The organism is Dolomitihabitans soli, from assembly GCF_022213955.1.
GTDB lineage: Bacteria > Actinomycetota > Actinomycetes > Streptosporangiales > Streptosporangiaceae > Streptosporangium_A > Streptosporangium_A soli.
Genome location: NZ_JAKNTW010000015.1, coordinates 58,618 through 75,385 on the forward strand (window position 1 = coordinate 58,618; position 16,768 = coordinate 75,385).

At 69.1% G+C, this 16,768-nt stretch carries 14 protein-coding genes; 9 read left to right on the forward strand and 5 right to left on the reverse strand.

Annotated elements, in window-relative coordinates; translation table 11 throughout:
• Positions 1-48 precede the first annotated feature (48 nt).
• Complete coding sequence (gene fmdA, locus MBA17_RS27600) at positions 49-1,296, forward strand: formamidase (protein ID WP_238499511.1); 1,248 nt, start codon at positions 49-51, stop codon at positions 1,294-1,296.
• 207 nt (positions 1,297-1,503) lie between these two features.
• On the opposite strand, the gene lnt is transcribed toward fmdA, so the two are convergent.
• Together lnt and MBA17_RS27610 are read right to left on the reverse strand one after the other, a co-directional pair.
• Positions 1,504-3,015: an apolipoprotein N-acyltransferase gene (gene lnt / locus MBA17_RS27605; protein WP_238499512.1), complete on the reverse strand. Its 1,512-nt coding sequence runs from the start codon at positions 3,013-3,015 to the stop codon at positions 1,504-1,506.
• Between the two features lie 73 nt (positions 3,016-3,088).
• The gene (locus MBA17_RS27610; protein WP_238499513.1) at positions 3,089-3,988 is read right to left on the reverse strand and encodes an NAD(P)-dependent oxidoreductase; all 900 of its coding nucleotides are present in this window, start codon (positions 3,986-3,988) and stop codon (positions 3,089-3,091) included.
• Positions 3,989-4,038: 50 nt separating this feature from the next.
• On the opposite strand from MBA17_RS27610, the gene MBA17_RS27615 reads away from it, so the two are divergent.
• The 4 genes from MBA17_RS27615 to MBA17_RS27630 all read left to right on the forward strand — a co-directional run bounded on the left by MBA17_RS27615 (position 4,039) and on the right by MBA17_RS27630 (position 7,031).
• Positions 4,039-4,389 carry a winged helix-turn-helix transcriptional regulator gene (locus MBA17_RS27615; protein WP_238499514.1) on the forward strand — a complete coding sequence of 117 codons (351 nt, stop codon included), beginning with the start codon at positions 4,039-4,041 and terminating at the stop codon, positions 4,387-4,389.
• Between the two features lie 335 nt (positions 4,390-4,724).
• Entirely contained in the window at positions 4,725-5,288 is a 564-nt protein-coding gene (locus MBA17_RS27620) for a TetR/AcrR family transcriptional regulator (protein WP_238499515.1), read from the forward strand.
• Between the two features lie 97 nt (positions 5,289-5,385).
• Positions 5,386-6,552 (forward strand): FAD-dependent monooxygenase, encoded by a 1,167-nt coding sequence (locus tag MBA17_RS27625; RefSeq protein WP_238499516.1) that lies wholly within the window; start codon positions 5,386-5,388, stop codon positions 6,550-6,552.
• Positions 6,553-6,554: 2 nt separating this feature from the next.
• Positions 6,555-7,031, forward strand: coding sequence for a nitroreductase family deazaflavin-dependent oxidoreductase (locus tag MBA17_RS27630; RefSeq protein ID WP_238499517.1), 477 nt, complete (start codon positions 6,555-6,557; stop codon positions 7,029-7,031).
• Positions 7,032-7,111: 80 nt separating this feature from the next.
• Here MBA17_RS27630 and MBA17_RS27635 read toward each other — a convergent pair whose 3' ends face one another.
• The 3 genes from MBA17_RS27635 to MBA17_RS27645 form a co-directional block, all read right to left on the reverse strand.
• The gene (locus tag MBA17_RS27635) at positions 7,112-9,283 is read right to left on the reverse strand and encodes a glycoside hydrolase family 3 N-terminal domain-containing protein (protein ID WP_238499518.1); all 2,172 of its coding nucleotides are present in this window, start codon (positions 9,281-9,283) and stop codon (positions 7,112-7,114) included.
• Between the two features lie 75 nt (positions 9,284-9,358).
• Positions 9,359-10,168, reverse strand: coding sequence for a glycoside hydrolase family 16 protein (locus tag MBA17_RS27640; RefSeq protein ID WP_238499519.1), 810 nt, complete (start codon positions 10,166-10,168; stop codon positions 9,359-9,361).
• Between the two features lie 54 nt (positions 10,169-10,222).
• The gene (locus MBA17_RS27645; protein ID WP_238499520.1) at positions 10,223-11,860 is read right to left on the reverse strand and encodes an extracellular solute-binding protein; all 1,638 of its coding nucleotides are present in this window, start codon (positions 11,858-11,860) and stop codon (positions 10,223-10,225) included.
• A gap of 242 nt (positions 11,861-12,102) precedes the next feature.
• Here MBA17_RS27645 and MBA17_RS27650 point away from each other — a divergent pair, with 242 nt between their 5' ends.
• The 4 genes from MBA17_RS27650 to MBA17_RS27665 are packed head-to-tail and all read left to right on the forward strand — an operon-like array spanning position 12,103 to position 16,635.
• Positions 12,103-13,161: a LacI family DNA-binding transcriptional regulator gene (locus tag MBA17_RS27650; RefSeq protein WP_238499521.1), complete on the forward strand. Its 1,059-nt coding sequence runs from the start codon at positions 12,103-12,105 to the stop codon at positions 13,159-13,161.
• Positions 13,162-13,180: 19 nt separating this feature from the next.
• Positions 13,181-14,782: an FAD-dependent oxidoreductase gene (locus tag MBA17_RS27655; protein WP_238499522.1), complete on the forward strand. Its 1,602-nt coding sequence runs from the start codon at positions 13,181-13,183 to the stop codon at positions 14,780-14,782.
• A gap of 6 nt (positions 14,783-14,788) precedes the next feature.
• Complete coding sequence (locus MBA17_RS27660; protein ID WP_238499523.1) at positions 14,789-15,769, forward strand: ABC transporter permease; 981 nt, start codon at positions 14,789-14,791, stop codon at positions 15,767-15,769.
• The gene (locus tag MBA17_RS27665) at positions 15,766-16,635 is read left to right on the forward strand and encodes a carbohydrate ABC transporter permease (protein ID WP_238499524.1); all 870 of its coding nucleotides are present in this window, start codon (positions 15,766-15,768) and stop codon (positions 16,633-16,635) included. The genes MBA17_RS27660 and MBA17_RS27665 overlap by 4 nt, the downstream gene beginning before the upstream one ends.
• Positions 16,636-16,768: the final 133 nt, after the last annotated feature.

The following is a 16,768-nucleotide window of genomic DNA, read 5'->3' on the forward strand; positions in this document are numbered from 1 at the left end:
TGATCTCCGAAGGCAACACAGTGGACCTGCACCATGAGGTGACTTCTCATGCCGAAAGTCGTGTTCAGCGTGGACCAATCCAAGTCAATGCGTGATCAGGAGGTACCAGGCCATAACCGATGGCACCCGGACATTCCCGTGGTCGCCATGGTCCGGCCAGGAGATGAGTTCCGCGTCGAGTGCAGAGAGTGGACCGACGCCCAACTAGGCAACAACGACTCCGCCAACGACGTGCGGGACGTCGATCTGAGCCTCGCACACGTGCTGAGCGGACCCATCGGGGTCGAGGGAGCAGAACCGGGTGACCTCTTGGTCGTCGACATTCTCGACCTCGGCCCGGTCCCGCAGCAGGTCGGCGACGCACCAGGACAAGGTTGGGGCTACACCGGCGTGTTCGCCAAGGTCAACGGTGGCGGCTATCTGACCGACTACTTCCCGGACGCCTACAAGGCGATCTGGGACTTCCATGGCGTGGTCGCGACCTCGCGCCACCTGCCCGGCATCCGATACACCGGCATCACCCACCCCGGCCTGTTCGGCACGGCGCCGTCGGCCGAGTTGCTTGCCGGCTGGAACCGGCGGGAGCAAGCTCTCATCGATACCAATCCCGGCCGGGTCCCGCCGTTGGGCCTGCCGCCGCTCGCCGACAACGCCATCGCTGGTACCGCCACCGGCGAGGTCGCGGATCGGATCGCCCGTGAGGGTGCCCGCACAGTGCCCGCGCGCGAGAACGGCGGCAACCACGACATCAAGAACTTCACCCGTGGGGCGCGGGTCTTCTACCCCGTCTGGGTGAAGGATGCCAAGCTCTCCGGCGGAGACCTGCACTTCAGCCAGGGCGATGGCGAGATCACCTTCTGCGGTGCGATCGAGATGGGTGGTTTCATCGATTTCCGCGTCGACCTCATCAAGGGCGGCATGGAGAAGTACGGCGTCACCACCAACCCGATCTTCCTTCCCGGCAACGTCGAGCCGCGGTACTCGGAGTTCCTTTCGTTCATCGGCATCTCGGTCGATCACGACACCGACACGAACTACTACCTCGACGCGACCGTGGCCTACCGCCGGGCCTGTCTCAACGCCATCGAATACCTCAAGAAGTGGGGGTACACGGGTGAGCAGGCCTACCTGCTCCTCGGCTCGGCGCCCATCGAGGGGCGGATCAGCGGGATCGTTGACATCCCCAACGCCTGCTGCTCGCTCTACCTGCCCACGGCGATCTTCGACTTCGACGTACGTCCGAACTCGGAGGGACCCGTCAAGAAGGACCGCGGGCAGTGCGCCGTGACGTCCTGATCAGTGGGGCATGGGGATGGGCTGAGGCCCGATATGTGCAGATCGGTCCTCGTTGCGCGACGAAGGCCGTCGGCGCCGGACCGGTTCAACCACCGTCCTGCTCCTCGAACCGTCCTGCTCCTCGAACGAGGGGCAGGACGGGCGAGCGGGAGCGCGTAGTACGCCGCGCCAAAGGCCGATGTAAGCCGTGTCACCGGCTTCGATGAGTCAATGCCGGTACATCCGCCGGGCGGCTGCCGCGGCCCCGGCGCCGAGCGTGATCCCGCCCGCCAGGGCGGGCACCCAGTCGCCCAGCCGCACGTACGGCGTCTCCTCGACGGACAGCGGCACGTCCACCACGAACGCGCCGCGATACTCCGGCGGCAACCAGGCCAGCCGCCCGCCGCGCGCGTCGAACGCCGCCGAGGTGCCGCCCAGCTCGACCAGCACCGCCGGCCGGCCCGACTCGACCGCCCGCAGCGCCTCGAAGCTCGCCTGCTGCGCGTGCGCCCAGCTCCCGTGAAACGTCGTGAGCGACCCCTGTGTGATCGTCACGTCCACGCCCCTGCGGGCCAGGCCGCGCCGCAGGTCCGGAAAGGTCGACTCGTACGAGATCAGCGGCCCCACCTGGCGGCCGGCCACCTCGAACACGGCCAGCCCGGCCCCGGTGGTCCGGTCCTTCTCGGCCGCCTCGGTATGCCCCGCGATCCAGCCGAGCACCGGCCGCAGCGGGATGTACTCCCCGAACGGGACCAGTCGCTGCTTGACGTACGTGTCCACGACCCCGTCCGGCGTGTAGTGGTAGGCCGACTTGGCGATCCGGCCGGAGGCATCCGCGGCGTCCACGTTCACCAGCAGGTCGGCGCCCGTCTCGGCGGCTGCCCGGCGCAGCAGGCGGTCCGTGTCCGGGCGCTGGGCGGGGTCGAGGGCGACGCTGCTCTGACCCCAGACCACCACGTCGGGGTCGCGGCCGGCGAGCTCGCCGGTCAGCCGGAGGTGCGCGGCCACGCGCCGCTCCGGGCCGGGTACGGGGCCCGGCTGGACGCCCGCCACGCGCATGACACCCGTCACGGCGGGCTCGGACCACACCAGCCCGGAGCACGCGGCGAGCGCGGCCAGCGTGACGGCGGCTCCCCCGGCGGCCAGCCGAACCGGTCGGCCCGCGTCCGGCAGCGCGGCGATCGCGAGCCCGGCGTTGACCGCGACCAGGGTGAAGCTGAGCAGCCACACCCCGCCGAGCGCGGCCAGCCCCAGCACCGGCCGCACCTGCCACTGGCTCGACCCGAGCAGCCCCCACGTCCCGCCGAGGTGCTGCCACGAACGCAGCGCCTCGACGGCCACCCACACCGAGGGCAGCACCAGCAGCGCCATCCCCGCCCTGGCCGGGGAGACGCGCCGCAGCAACCCGTACGCGACCAGCCCGAACGGCACCCACACCAGCCCGACGGCCAGCACCGCCAGCGGCCAGAACACGCCCATAAACGGCAGCACCCAGTGGTGCAGCGTTCCGAAGAAGCCCGCCGAAGCCCACCAGCTCCGCCACCCCGCCTCCCGGAACGTCCCCGCGCCGGCCACCAGGAGCAGGAACGGCACGAGGCCGAACCACGCCCACCACCAGGCGCTCACGGCAGGGAAGGCGAGCGCCAGGCACGCGCCGGTCACAGCGGCCAGCAGGCGCGGGCCCCACCGGCGCGCCACGCCGGCGCGCTCGGCCGTGATGGTGATGGACGCGGTCGGCACACCGCCCTGCTACCCCACCTGGCGCCCGTCACCGCCCCGGTCGCAGAGTAGAAATGATCAGTGCGCTTCCAGGTCAGAGCTCGGGCCTTACGGGGTTCAGGATGTCGGTGATCCGAAGGAACCCATCCGTGCCGTGGCCCAGTCCGATGACGCGGCGGGCCAAGCCTTCGGCCGCGCGCATCACGCCCGCGTCGATGCCATGCGACTCGGAGGTGTGCACGATATGGGCCATGGACGACACCGCTGAGGTGATCGGGTTGGTCTCGTCGGAGAACCTGCCGCTGTCCACTTCCTCAGCGGTCTGCTCGAAGATCGGGGGCAGGATCGCGCCGATTCCCTTGGCGAACGGCGCCAGCTCCCGCGCGGTGATGCCCTCAGCCCTCGCCACCGCCAGCGCGTGCGCGTAGCCGGCCATCGCGGTCCAGAAGATGTCGAGCAAGGCGATGTCGTATGCGGCCGCCCGGCCGATGTCCTCGCTGAGGTGGGTATGGGTGCCGCCCAGGGCGTCCAGTACGGGCCGATGCTCCCGGTAGAGCTCTTCTGGGCCGCTGTGGAGGAACACCGCGGCCGGGGTTCCGATAGTCGGGGTGGGCGTCATGATCGCGCCGTCCAGGTATCCGATGCCATGCCCGGCCGCCCAGGCGGCGGTCGTCCGGGCACGGTCGGGGGTGTCGGCGGTCAGGTTCACGACGGTACGTCCCTTGAGCGCGTCGGTGACCGTGTCGCGTCGAACGATGGCGTCCGCCGCGTCGTAGTTCACCACGCAGATCACGGTCAACCTGCTTGCGGCGACCGCCGTTTCGGGCGATCGGGCGCCCAGCGCGCCACGCTCCACCAACTCCCGATCCTTGCCCGGCGTCCGATTCCAGATCGTGGTACGCAGACCGGCATCCAGGAAGGCGCCGGCCAGGGCCCGGCCCATGGGCCCCAGGCCGAGTACGGTGACGGCAGACTGTTCGGTGTGCGAGGTCATGACTCAACTCCTGCTTAGATGTCGACAAAGGTGATGAATGGGGTGTGAAGATGACGCGCAGTCGTGCCCAGGACCCGAATGTCTGCGGAGTGACCGCCGCGATCGCCGTGATCGACGGCAAGTGGAAGACGATTCTGCTCTGGCTCCTGGAATCTGCTCCGCACCGTCCTGGCGAACTGCGCCGAAGACTGCCGGGCCTCACCGAGAAAGTGCTGACCCAGACACTCCGCGAGATGGAGAACGACGGTCTGGTCCACCGAGAGGTGCACGATGTACGGCCACTTAAGACCGTGTACTCCCTGACCGCGTTCGGCCGCGAACTCTCCGCGTCGTTGGCGCCTCTTTCCGACTGGGGCCATCGTCGCCTGGAGAAATTGGCCGAGTCCCAGTCGGTCTCCTGATGCGCGGCAAACCTCCCCGTCTCGCCTGCATCTGACGGCCCTCCGACCGCCCACGACCAAGCTTCAGGCAGCCCCGGCCCAGCCGACAAGTACCCACAAAAAAGTGGCTACGACGGCGATCTGAAGCCCCCGGGAGGAACTCGGCCGCCGGTGCGTTCGCGCTGGGGGCGAGCGCACCGGCCGTCGGCGAGGGCACCGCGCGGCACGCAGCCGTCGTGGTGTCGGTGCGCTTGATCGGAACGGGCCTGATGCACACGCCGTACTGCTAGCATCTGGACAATTGTCCAGTACGGTCGTCCAGGTCGATTGTCCAGGTTGGGGTTATGGAGATAGCAGTGGAACGCGGGCGGGCCACCCGGCAGCGCCTGCTGAGGGCCGCGGTCGCGCTGGTCGGTGAGGTCGGATGGAACGGCGTCACCACCCGGCTGGTGGCCAAGCGCGCGGATGTCAGCCCGGGCGTGGTGCATTACCACTACGCCTCGGTGACGGATCTGCTGATCGCCGCCTGTACGGAACATGGCGGCGTGATGCTCGAGCAGATCTCGCAGGGTCTGGTCGAGCAAGAGGATCTGGCTGATGGGGTGACCTGGCTGCTGGGGGAGTTGGCGAGTTATCCCGCGGACGACCCGGCAGCGCTGCTGCTCGCCGAGGCGTTTCTGGCGTCCAGCCGATTGCCCGAGTTGCGCGCCGATCTCGCCGTTCTCCTCAACAGGTTCCGCGTGACCGTCGCGGAGTGGCTGCGCGCGCACGGTTATGAGGGCGACGCCGACGTTCTCGCCGTGCTGCTGTCGGCTCTGCTGGACGGTGTGGCGCTGCATCGCGGCGTTGATCCGGGATTGGATCCGCAGGCGCTGGCCGTACCGTTGCGGCGGCTCTTCGCTTCGGAGCCGCAGGCATGACGGGCGCGGTGGGCGGAGGTGGCGGCCTGATGGTCCGCACGTCTGGCATCGGCTCCATCGTCGCTCGGCGGGCCGGCGGATCCGGGCAGGGGCGCCGATGAAGATCCTGATCTCCGGCGGTGGGGTGGCAGGGCTGACCCTGGCCTACTGGCTGCACCGATACGGCCAGACCCCGGTGGTGGTGGAACGGGCGGCGCGGACTGGCGTGGGCGGGTACGGCGTCGACTTCTTCGGCACCGGCTACGACATCGCCGAACGGATGGGCCTGACCGCACAGTTTCAGCCTCGGCGGATTCCGGCCGATTCCGTGGTGTTCGTCGACGACGCGGGCCGGGAGCGGGCACGGCTGGATCGCACCCTCGTGGAGCGAATCGTGCGGGGGCCCTCGCTGCCCATGATGCACGCGGCACTGGAGCAGGTACTGGCCGAGGCCGTCTCCGACCACGTGGAGATCCGGCACGAGCGATCGATCTCCGCGCTGCGGGAGCACCCCGGCGGCGTCGACGTCCGCTTCGTGGACGGCGCCCAGGAAACCTTCGACCTGCTCATCGGAGCTGACGGCGTGCACTCGCTCACCCGTCGGCTCGTGTTCGGCCCCGAACCGGACTTCGCCAGGTACCTCGGGTACCACATGGCCAGTTATCCGCTGGCCGACGAGTTCGATCTGGGCCCGGTCAGGACGCATTACACCGCCGCGGGCCGGCAGGTCGTGGTCTACCGGACCGACGTGCCGGGCCAGGTCATCGCGCTGTTTCTGTTCAAGGCCCCGCACGCGGGCAACATCCCCCGGACTGAGCGGCTCGGCCGATTGCGGACGGCCTTCGCCGGCATGGGCTGGATCACCCAGCGGCTCCTCGACCGCGCACCCGAGGACGGCAGCATCTTCATGGACGCCATGTCACAGATCGTCGTGCCAACCTGGCATCGCGGCAGAGTGGCGTTGGTCGGGGACGCGTGCGGGTGCATGACGCTGGTCTCGGCACAGGGTGTCTCCATGGCGATGGCAGGCGCCTATCTCCTCGCCCAGGCGCTGCACGAGTACGGCGGGGACCATCGGCGGGCGTTTGAGCGATACCAGAGCCGGATGCGGCCCGAGATCGTCCGGCGGCAACGCACCGCCCGCTACGCCGCTCGCACGATCGTGCCGTCCAACCGGTTCGCCGTCAGCGCCCAGCACTCGGTCATGCGCCTGGTGATGCGGCCCGCCTTCGCCCCCGTCCTGCGCCGCCAGTTCGGTGCGGGCAGCATTCTGGCAGGAGGTTGATCATGGAAACGGCAGCCACGCCACCACCCCCCTCAGGGCTGCGCCGCTTGGCGTTCCGTCTGCCCATCCTGCTCTACCGCGCGCATGCGGGCCGACTGCTGGGCGGACGGTTCATGCTCTTGACCCACACCGGCCGCGTCACCGGCAAGCCGCGCCAGGTGGTCATCGAGGTGATCGAGCACGACCCCGTTGACGGCAGCTACGTCGTGCCCTCCGGCTATGGAAGCCGCTCTGACTGGTACCGCAACATTCTCCGCACCCCCGAGGTGCTCGTGCAGGTCGGCTCCCGCGTCCGCCCCATGACGGCCATTCCCCTGCCGCCCGAAACGGGCGCCCACGTCATGGCCCGGTACGGCAGGAGACATCCAAGGTTCGGCAAGAGGCTCGCGCGTTTCATGGGCTTCCTGGTCGACGGCAGCGAGACCGACTACCAGGAAGTCGGCCGCCGTATCGCCTTCGTGCGTTTCGTTGCCCGCTGACCCGTTGCGGCGCCGAGCGTGCACGCCACTCGCCTGGGTGCTCCGGCCCGACGGAGGGACATGAGGATGAACCGGCCGACTCAGGTGATCATGAGCCGGGACCTGCCCTCCGCCGACGAGCTTGTTCCCGCGTAGACGTCGACCGCTCCGGGCTCCACCACGAACTCGCCAGTCGGGTCGTTCGTCCAGAACCCCAGGTCCGCCGCGGCGAGAGTGAATCGCACCACCGTGCTCTCGCCGCGCGCCAGGGTGATCCGGTGGAAGCCGCGCAGGCGACGTACGGGTTGGACGATGGACGCCACGAGGTCGTGGACGTACAGCTGGACGACCTCGTCGCCCGCGCGGCTACCCGTGTTCCGTACCGCGACGGTCACATCGACGGTCGCGCCGGCACGCAGGGCGCTCGCGGCGATCCGGTCGCGGCTCAGCTGCGGCTCGCCGGTGGCGAAAGTGGTGTAGCTGAGGCCGTGGCCGAACGGGAACTGCGGCCCGTCGGCCAGGTCGACGTACTTGGAGACGTACTTGACGTCCGGCTGCGCGGGGTCGTACGGGCGGCCCGTGTTCTCCCGGTTGTAGTAGACGGGGACCTGACCCGCGGAGCGTGGGAACGTCACCGGCAGTTTCCCGCCGGGGTTGACCGCTCCCGTCAGGACGTCCGCGATGGCGCGGCCGGCTTCGATGCCGGGATGCCAGGCCATGACGACGGCCGCGGCCGAGTCCAGCCAGCCGCCGATCGTCAGCGGCCGTCCGGCCACCAGCACGACGGTGAACGGTTTGCCCGTTGCCGCGACAGCCGCGATGAGCTCCTCCTGGGCGCCGGGCAGGCCGAGGCCGGAGCGCGTCGCCGCTTCGCCGCTGAGCGCGGGAGGTTCGCCGACCACGACGACCACCGCGTCCGCGGCCCGCGCGGCCGCGACCGCCTCCGCGATGCCGTCCCGGGCATCGCCCTCCGCCTCGACTCCCCGGGCGTGACGGATCCTGGCCTGCGGTGCCGCTGCCTGCAGAGCCTCGACGACCGTGCCGGACGGGAATCTCCGCTGTGCGTCCGGGAGGACCCAGGCGCCCAGCAGATCCCCGGAGTCGGCGAACGGGCCGATCACGGCGATGGTGGACGCCTTGAGGTCCAGCGGCAGGGCGGCGGCGTCGTTCTTCAGCAGCACCATGCACCGGGCGGCCGCCTCGCGTGCCGCCGACCGGGCCGACGCGGTTGGTGCGGCCACCGCCGCACCCTCGTCCACGTAGGGCCGGTCGAAGAGACCCAGCCGGAACTTCAGCCGCAGCACGCGCGCCACCGCGTCGTCCAGCCGCTGCTGCGTGATGTGTCCGGCGGACAGCAGTTCCTCGCCGTGCTCGGCGAGGCTGGTGCTGACCATCTCCATGTCGACGCCGGAGGTCAGCGCCAGCCGTCCCGCGTCCGCGGCATCGGCCGCGTAGCCGTGGACGAGCAGTTCGTGGACGCCCGCCCAGTCGCTGACCACGACGCCGCCGAAATCCCACTGCTGCTTCAGGATGCCGGTCAGGAGATGGGCGTTGCCGTGCGCGGGTACGCCGCTGACGGTGTTGAACGATGCCATGAACGTGGCCACGCCCGCGTCGGCGGCGGCCTGAAACGGCGGCAGGTAGGTGTTGCGCAGACGCTGCTCGGAGACGTCCACCGTGTTGTAGTCGCGGCCGCCCTCCGCGCCCCCGTAGGCGGCGAAGTGCTTGGCACAGGCCGCGATCCGGTCCGGGGAGCCGAGGTCGTGGCCCTCGTAGCCGCAGATCTTGGCCGCCGCGTACCGTGCGGTGAGATAGGGATCCTCACCGAAGCTTTCCGCGATCCGTCCCCAGCGCGGCTCGCGCGTGACGTCGATCATCGGGGAGAACGTCCAGTGCACGCCGTTGGACCGGGCCTCGCGCGCCGAGGTGGCCCCGTCGGCCTCGGCGACCGCGGGATCGAAGGCGGCCGCCTGGGCGAGTGGGATGGGGAACGTCGTCCAGTAGCCGTGGATGACGTCCAGGCCGAACACCAGCGGGATGCCGAGGCGGGATTCCTCGACCGCGATGCGCTGCAGAGCGTTGCCGCTCGCCGCTCCGAAGACGTTGAGCACCGAGCCGAGCAGGCCCTCCCGGGCGGCGGTCTCGGCCTGTGCGGTGCCCGCGCTCGCGCCGGGCCCGGTGTCCCAGGCCCAGGAGAGCTGCTGGAGCTGCCCCAGCTTCTCCCGGGTGGTCATACGGCCGAGCAGTTCCTTGATCCTGTCCTCGTGCGGCATGCCTGGCGGCTCCTCTCGGTGCGGGTGTGTGGGGCCCGCCCCCGGCTGTCGGGTGCCGGGAGCGGACAGCCGGCGTCAGCCGAGGTTCGCGTCCTGGTAGACGCGCACACTGTCGATCTTGAACTGCTGCGGGAACGGGACGCTCGCGTCGGGATGACCGATCCACGAGGCGCCCACCGCGGTGTTCATGATGATGTGCATCGGGGTGTTGAAGTAGTTGCCGGCCGGGCTGAACTGGCAGGTCTGCTGCCCGTCCACGAAGTACGTCAGCTTCGGTCCGGGTTCCCAGACGAGGCTGTACGTGTGATAGCCGGCGGACAGGTTGACGGAGCTCTCGTACGTGCAGCCCTGGTTGGCCCCGAGGTCAGTGCCGTTGGGGGTGTCGGCGTAGTGCAGTGCGTGCTTCACCTTGTACGGCGTGTTCCACATCTCGGCGAAGTCGATCTCGTTGCCGCCCGGGCCGGGCCAGTTGTAGGTCTTGTCGCCCTGCAGCCACAGCGCCGGCCAGATACCGGTCCCCATGGGCGGCACCTTCGCCACCACCTCGATCTTTCCGTACGTGAAGGAGAAGCGGCCCTTCGTCCAGACCATGCCGGAGGTGTAGGCCTTGGAGCCGTACTGCCGTTTCTCCGTGGTCAGCACCAGGTTGCTGCTGCCGGTGGTGACGTCGAAGGAGGCGTAGGCCTGATCGCTGCCGGGGTTGGTGGTGCCCTCCAGGGCACCCCACTTCTGCGGATCGAGGCTGCTGTCGAAGGTGTCACCCCAGACGAACTGCCAGTTGGGTGCCGCCTGCGCCGCGGCGGTCGTGGCACCGGCCTGGGCCGGCATCGCGACGGCGGCCAGCAGCGCGGCCGCGGCCAGCAGCCGACCTGTTCTCATACGCATCGCACTCTCCTTGCTGGGGGGTGATCGAAACTGGGGGGTGATCGGAACGGTCGATCAGCGCTGCTTGGCGTACGCGGCCTCGAACTCCTTGCGGACCTGGTCGCCGCCGGACTGACGCCAGGTGCGGACGGTGCCGGACCAGTCGGACAACGGCTTGTTGCCGCGGACGATCTCGCTCAGGGCGCCGCTGAGGATCTTGGACAGTGCGGAGCCCTTGGCCGCCTGAGTGGCGGAGTACAGGCCGACGGTCGGATCCGCGACGAGCAGCGGCGCGACCTTCTTGTGGAAGGCGTACTGCTTGTCCACCACCGTCTTCTTGCCCGGGCCGAGGATCGGCGGGCTGTCGATGAGGTACTGCATGGGGATCTTGACGTTCGTCTCGCCCTGCTTGGTGGGCGTCGGTACGCCGTCCTGCATCGTGTAGTCGACGCCTTCGACGCCGAACTTCCGGAACAGGTGCTCGGCGGTGCCGAACGGGGCCGCCATCCAGTTCGCGATAGCGAGCAGCTGCTTGATCCGGACCTCGTCGCCCTTCTTGATGCCGGTGACCGCGAAGCTGCCCCCACCGGTGAGGTGCCGGCCCTCGCCGCCGTCGAACGCCGGAGCGGCCATGGCACCGACGTCGATGCTCCGATAGGCGGCGAGCAGGATGTCCCAGGCCGCGTAGCCGTCGACCTTCAGGGCGATCTTGCCAGTGCCGAACCAGTCGCGGCCCTGCTGGAACGTCGCGCTGAACGCGTCGGGGTGGAAGAGCCCCTGCTTGACCATCGCGGCGACGGCGTCGAGGGCTTTCGGGTAGGCGTCGGTCTCGACGGCGTTGGTGAACTTGCCGCCCTCGACCGACCAGCCGTTCGGCGCACCGGCCATGGTCAGGACGAACATCAGCGCCCCACCGCCCCCGACGCCCGTGTCGCCCAGCGCCCAGCGTCCGGCCTTCGCGTCGGTCAGGCCCTTGCACAGCTCGACGAACTCCCGGTAGCTCTGCGGCGCCGGGTTGAGTGAGCGCTCCGCGATCAGGTCGTCGCGGGTGAACATCATGTTGCCGATGCTCGCCCGCGGCGTCGGCAGCCCGTAGATGCCGCCGTTCGCGATCATCGGACGCCAGGAGAACTCGGGGGTGTTGGCCAGGAACGGGTACTCCTTGACCGCGTCGCCCGACAGGTACGGAGTCAGATCGGCGAACTTCGCCTTCAGCACCGCGGGCAGGTTCGGGGTCGAGGCCTGGAGCATGACCATGTCCGGCAGGTCTCCGCCGGCGATCGTCGTGGTCAGCTTGGTGCCGTAGTCGGCATCGGGGACGATGTTGAACGCCAGCTCGGCGCCGACCCGGTCGTTGAGGGCTTGCCAGTACTTGTTGCCGCCGACGGCGGGAGGCACCGGGTTGAACGTGTTGACCAGGATGTCGACCTTTCCAGCGCCCTCCCCGGGCCTGCCCGAGAGGGCGGCGACGAGGCTTGCCGGATAGCCGTAGAAGCCCGGTAGCAGGTTGTCGCCGGCCGGCAGGTCCGGCTCCACCCCGGCGAACGGGATGTAGGCCGGCAGCTTCAGCCGGGCGTTGGCCGCAGCGGTGTCGCCGTCGGCTGTGTTACCGCCGCCGCACGCTGCGGTGAGCGGTCCAGCAGCGGCCGCGAGCGACAGCGCGCCCGCGCCGCGCAGTAGGCCGCGACGGCTCAGGACTCGGTGCTGGTTCACGTGCGCGTCTCCTCTCGAGAGCGGTGTGTGCACGGGGCGAGTCCATCTGTGAGGAACCGCGGGCAGACACCCTTTGATAAAGCGCATCATCTGATGGCTTCGGACCTTAAAAGGGATGTGTCCAAACTGTCAATACCCGGTAAAACAACTGGATATCGACGTATTACTTGACCCTTCCGGCGACCCGTGGCTAGAGTGACCGCCGCAACTGATAATGCGCGATATCAGATTGGACCGACACCATGGCTGGCCCTGTACACCCCCGGAAGCGCCCGACTCAGGCGGACGTCGCACGGCTGGCGAAGGTCTCGCCCGCCGTGGTCTCCGCGGTGGTCAACGGGCGTACCGCGGGCGGCGTGCGGGTGGGCGACACAACCGCGGCCCGGGTCGAAGAGGCGATCCAGCAGCTGGGCTACGTCCCGAACATCGCCGCCCGGAACCTGGCCGGCGGCCGCAGCAACATCATCGGCTTGTTCACGTACGAGGCCCTGTTCCCGATGGAAGCGATGAGCTTCTACCACCCGTTCCTGCTGGGCGTGGAGGAAGCGGTCGAGGACCTCGACTGCCATCTGCTGCTGTTCACCGGATCGCACGTCGACGGCCGCCGCCGCGCGATCTACAAGAACGGGGTGAACACGCTCCAGCTCGCCGACGGGGCCGTGATCGTCGGGCAGGCGGAGGACCGGGCCGAGCTCACCACCCTGCTGCGCGAGGGCTTCCCCGCGGTGTTCATCGGACGCCGGGAGCTGACCGGTATCGAGGCCTCGTACGCCGCCGCCGACTACAGCACCGCCACCCGCCGACTGGTCGAGCGGATCAGCGCGCTCGGCCACCGGCGCATCGCGCGGCTGCACGGCGGTTCCGGCCACGAGTCCATCGTCGACCGCGACACCGGCTTCACCGCCGCCCGGACCCTGCTGGCGGACCGGCTCGATGCCGCGGACGTCTTCGTCACGCCGAACGCAGCCGCCGTCACCGAACTCGTCCCACGGCTGGTCGAACAGGGTTACACCTGCCTGATCACGGACGACTGCGAGCGGGCCGTCGACGCCTGCGCCGCCGCCGAGGCACTCGGCCGCTCTGTGCCCGGCGACCTGTCCGTCGCGGCGCTCAGTGAGTTCTCCTTCACCCCCACCGACCGGGACTTCACCACCGTCGTGACGCCCGGCCGGGACATGGGCACCGCGGCCATCCGGCTGCTGGCCGACATCCTCGACAACCCCTCCGACCGATCGCCCCGCCGCACCGTCATCGAGTGCGGCATACGCGACGGCGACACGCTGGCCGCGCCCCGCGGCTGAACCCTGACAAGGAGCCTGTATGCGTGAGCAGCACTGCGACGTCCTCGTCGTCGGCGGCGGCCTCGGCGGCGTCGCCGCGGCGCTGGCCGCTGTGCGGATGGGCCGGCAGGTCATCCTCACCGAGGAGACCGATTGGCTCGGCGGCCAGCTGACCTCGCAGGCCGTACCGCCGGACGAGCATCCGTGGATCGAGCAGTTCGGCTGCACGGCGACCTACCGTCGGCTGCGCGAGACGATCCGGGACTTCTACCGGCGCGGCTACCCGCTGACCGAGCAGGCCCGCGCCACCGTCAACCTCAACCCCGGGCAGGGGCACGTCAGCCGGCTCTGCCACGAGCCGCGGGTCGCCGTCGCCGCGATCGAGGAACTGCTCGCGCCCTACCGCGCCAACCGTCAGCTCCAGGTGCTGCTGCGGCACCGGCCGGTGACCGCCGAGACCGACGGCGACCGGGTCTCGGCGGTACGGCTCCTCGACACCGGCACCGGCCACGAAGTCACGGCCTCCGCCCCGTACATCCTCGACGCGACCGAACAGGGCGAACTGCTGGACCTGGCCGGCGTCGAGCACGTCACAGGCTCGGAGAGCCGCGCCGACACCGGCGAACCGCACGCCCTCGACGGCCCTGCGCAGCCACTGGACCAGCAGTCGTTCACGTACTGCTTCGCGCTCGACCACCGCCCCGGCGAGGACCACACGATCGCCCGGCCGGAGACGTACGGCTTCTGGCGCGGCTACGCGCCCGACTTCTGGCCCGCCCCACTGCTCAGCTGGACGCATGTCGCCCCCGAGACGCTCGCCCCGTACGAGAAGAACATCTTCGAGCCGGACAAGGACTTCGACCTCTGGCGGTTCCGCCGCATCCTGCACAAGCCGCTCCTCACCGAAGGCTTCGCCACGAGCGACATCAGCCTGGTCAACTGGCAGCAGGTGGACTACTGGCTCGGCCCCCTGATCGGCGTCGACGACACCGAGCGGGATCGCCACCTCGAGGCGGCGAAGCAGCTCAGCCTGTCGTTTCTGTACTGGATGCAGACCGAGGCGCCGACCTACGACGGCGGCACCGGCTATCCGGGGCTGCGGCTGCGCCACGACGTCACAGACACAGCCGACGGTCTTGCCAAGTACCCCTACATCCGTGAATCGCGCCGGATCCGGGCCGACTTCACCGTCACCGAGCGGCACGTCGGCGTGGCCGCGCGGGGTGCGCTGCAGGGGGCCGAGGAGTTCCGCGACTCCGTGGGCATCGGCAGCTACCGCATCGACCTGCACCCGTCCACCGGAGTCGGCACCGGTCCGCGCCAGTACATCGACGTGGAGAGCTGGCCGTTCCAGATCCCGCTCGGCGCACTGCTGCCCGTACGCGTCGAGAACCTGCTGCCCGCCGCCAAGAACCTCGGCACCACCCACATCACCAACGGCTGCTACCGGCTGCACCCCGTGGAGTGGAACATCGGCGAGGCCGCCGGCGCACTCGCCGCGCACTGCCTCGACACCGGAGCGGCACCGCGCCAGGTGCACACCGACCCGGTCCGGCTCGAGGTGTACCAGAAGCTGCTCACCGACCTGGGCATCGAGCTCAGCTGGCCGCGCGAGGTCCGCACTCAGAAGAAGTACAACTGACCGGATATGAGGCAGGACGAGATGGTCGTGCTCGAAGAACCCATCGTCGCCGCCGAGGCCCCGGCCGCGCGTAGCCGGCCGGGGCGCCGCGTCCGGCTGCGCCGGGACTGGCTGCTGTTGCTGTGCGCTCTGCCGGGCCTCGCCGCACTGCTGGCGTTCCACTACGCGCCGCTGCTCGGCCACGTGATCGCGTTCAAGGACTACCAGCCGTACATCGGCATCGGGGACTCGCCGTGGGTCGGGCTGGACAACTTCCGGATCATCTTCAACGGTGATCCGGTTTTCCTGAACGCGCTGAGCAACACGCTCGTCATCTCGCTGCTCCAGCTGGTCTTCGTCTTCCCGCTGCCGATCGCGGTGGCGCTGCTGCTCAACTCGCTCGTCTCGGAGCGGTTCAAACGCGTCGTGCAGTCGGTGCTGTACCTGCCGCACTTCATGTCCTGGGTGATCGTCGTGGCGATCTTCCAGTACATGCTCGGCAACGCTGGGCTGCTGAACGGCTTTCTCCAGACGCACGACCTGGGCAGCTTCAACCTGATCGGCAACCCGGGGATGTTCAAGGAGCTCATCGTCGCCCAGGTGGTCTGGAAGGACACCGGCTGGGGCACCATCCTCTTCCTGGCCGCGATGTCCCGCATCGACCCGGCGCGGTACGAGGCGGCCGCGGTCGACGGCGCCTCGCGGCTGCGGCAGCTGTGGCACGTGACACTGCCAGGTATCCGGTCCGTGATCATCCTGCTGGTGATCCTGCGCCTGGGCGACGTGCTCAGCGTCGGCTTCGAGCAGATCATCCTCCAGCAGCAGGCGGTCGGCCTCGAGGCATCCGACGTTCTCGACACGTACGTCTTCAACAACGCGGTCGGCTCCGGAGTCTGGGGCGCCTCGGCCGCCGCCGGCCTGGTCAAGGGCATCATCGGCGTCGCTCTCGTGCTCGCCGCCAACAAGGTCGCGCATCTCTTCGACGAGCGGGGGGTCTACCAGAAATGAGCACTGCGACAACGCCGGCCGGGGTGCCGGTCCGGGCGGCCAAGGGAGTCGTCCTGACGCTCTGCTGCCTGCTGGTGATCTTACCGTTCGTGGCGGTGATCTCCACGAGCCTCGCCGACCAGCAGCAGGTCACCGCGGCCGGCGGCTACGTCCTGTGGCCGGACAACCCGAACCTCGACGCATACCGGGTGCTGTTCTCCGGTGATGTGGTCACGCGGGCCGTGCTGGTCTCCATCGGTATCACGCTCGTCGGTACGACGCTGTCGCTGGGCTGCACCACGCTGCTTGCGTACGGACTCTCCCGGCCCGGCAGCTTCGCGGGCAAACCGATCCTCATGCTGGTCCTGTTCAGCCTGCTGTTCTCGCCGGGCATCATCCCCCTGTATCTGACGGTCAAGCAGCTGGGCCTGCTCGACAGCTACTGGTCGCTCATCCTGCCGACGCTGATCAACGCGTTCAACGTGATCGTGATGCGGGCCTTCTTCCTCGAACTGCCCAAGGAACTGCTCGACTCGGCCAAGATCGACGGGGCGGGGGAGTTGACGATCCTGGCCCGGATCGTGCTGCCGCTGTCCAAGGCGATCATCGCGGTCATCGGGCTGTTCTACGCGGTGGCGTACTGGAACAGCTTCTTCTCGGCCCTGCTGTACATCACGGACAACGCGAAGTACCCGCTCTCGCTGGTGCTGCGCACGTACGTGGTGAACAACGCCACGATCGGCGGGGGCGACGGGGCCACCGCGCTTCCGCAGCAGTCGCTTCAGATGGCCATGCTGGTGGTGAGCATCGTGCCCATCGTGTGCGTCTACCCGTTCCTCCAGAAGCACTTCGCCAAGGGAATCATGATCGGGGCGGTCAAGGGCTAACGCTCACTCACGAGGCCAGATCCTGTCATGAGCTGCAGCCATCCGTCCCTGCGGAAGAGCTACACCTCACCGTACGGCGAGCCTGGTCTGTGCCTCGCATGCGATTGTGGCCATGCTGTTTCCGGCCCCGTGC

Excerpts from the sequence above, each read along its gene's own strand:
- MBA17_RS27625 (WP_238499516.1), top strand. The coding sequence starts at position 5,386 with ATGAAGATCCTGATCTCCGGCGGTGGGGTGGCAGGGCTGACCCTGGCC.
- MBA17_RS27630 (WP_238499517.1), top strand. The coding sequence starts at position 6,555 with ATGGAAACGGCAGCCACGCCACCACCCCCCTCAGGGCTGCGCCGCTTG.
- MBA17_RS27655 (WP_238499522.1), top strand. The coding sequence starts at position 13,181 with ATGCGTGAGCAGCACTGCGACGTCCTCGTCGTCGGCGGCGGCCTCGGC.
- MBA17_RS27650 (WP_238499521.1), top strand. The coding sequence starts at position 12,103 with ATGGCTGGCCCTGTACACCCCCGGAAGCGCCCGACTCAGGCGGACGTC.
- MBA17_RS27610 (WP_238499513.1), bottom strand. The coding sequence starts at position 3,988 with ATGACCTCGCACACCGAACAGTCTGCCGTCACCGTACTCGGCCTGGGG.
- MBA17_RS27635 (WP_238499518.1), bottom strand. The coding sequence starts at position 9,283 with ATGCCGCACGAGGACAGGATCAAGGAACTGCTCGGCCGTATGACCACC.
- fmdA (WP_238499511.1), top strand. The coding sequence starts at position 49 with ATGCCGAAAGTCGTGTTCAGCGTGGACCAATCCAAGTCAATGCGTGAT.
- MBA17_RS27640 (WP_238499519.1), bottom strand. The coding sequence starts at position 10,168 with ATGCGTATGAGAACAGGTCGGCTGCTGGCCGCGGCCGCGCTGCTGGCC.
- MBA17_RS27615 (WP_238499514.1), top strand. The coding sequence starts at position 4,039 with ATGACGCGCAGTCGTGCCCAGGACCCGAATGTCTGCGGAGTGACCGCC.
- MBA17_RS27660 (WP_238499523.1), top strand. The coding sequence starts at position 14,789 with ATGAGGCAGGACGAGATGGTCGTGCTCGAAGAACCCATCGTCGCCGCC.
- MBA17_RS27665 (WP_238499524.1), top strand. The coding sequence starts at position 15,766 with ATGAGCACTGCGACAACGCCGGCCGGGGTGCCGGTCCGGGCGGCCAAG.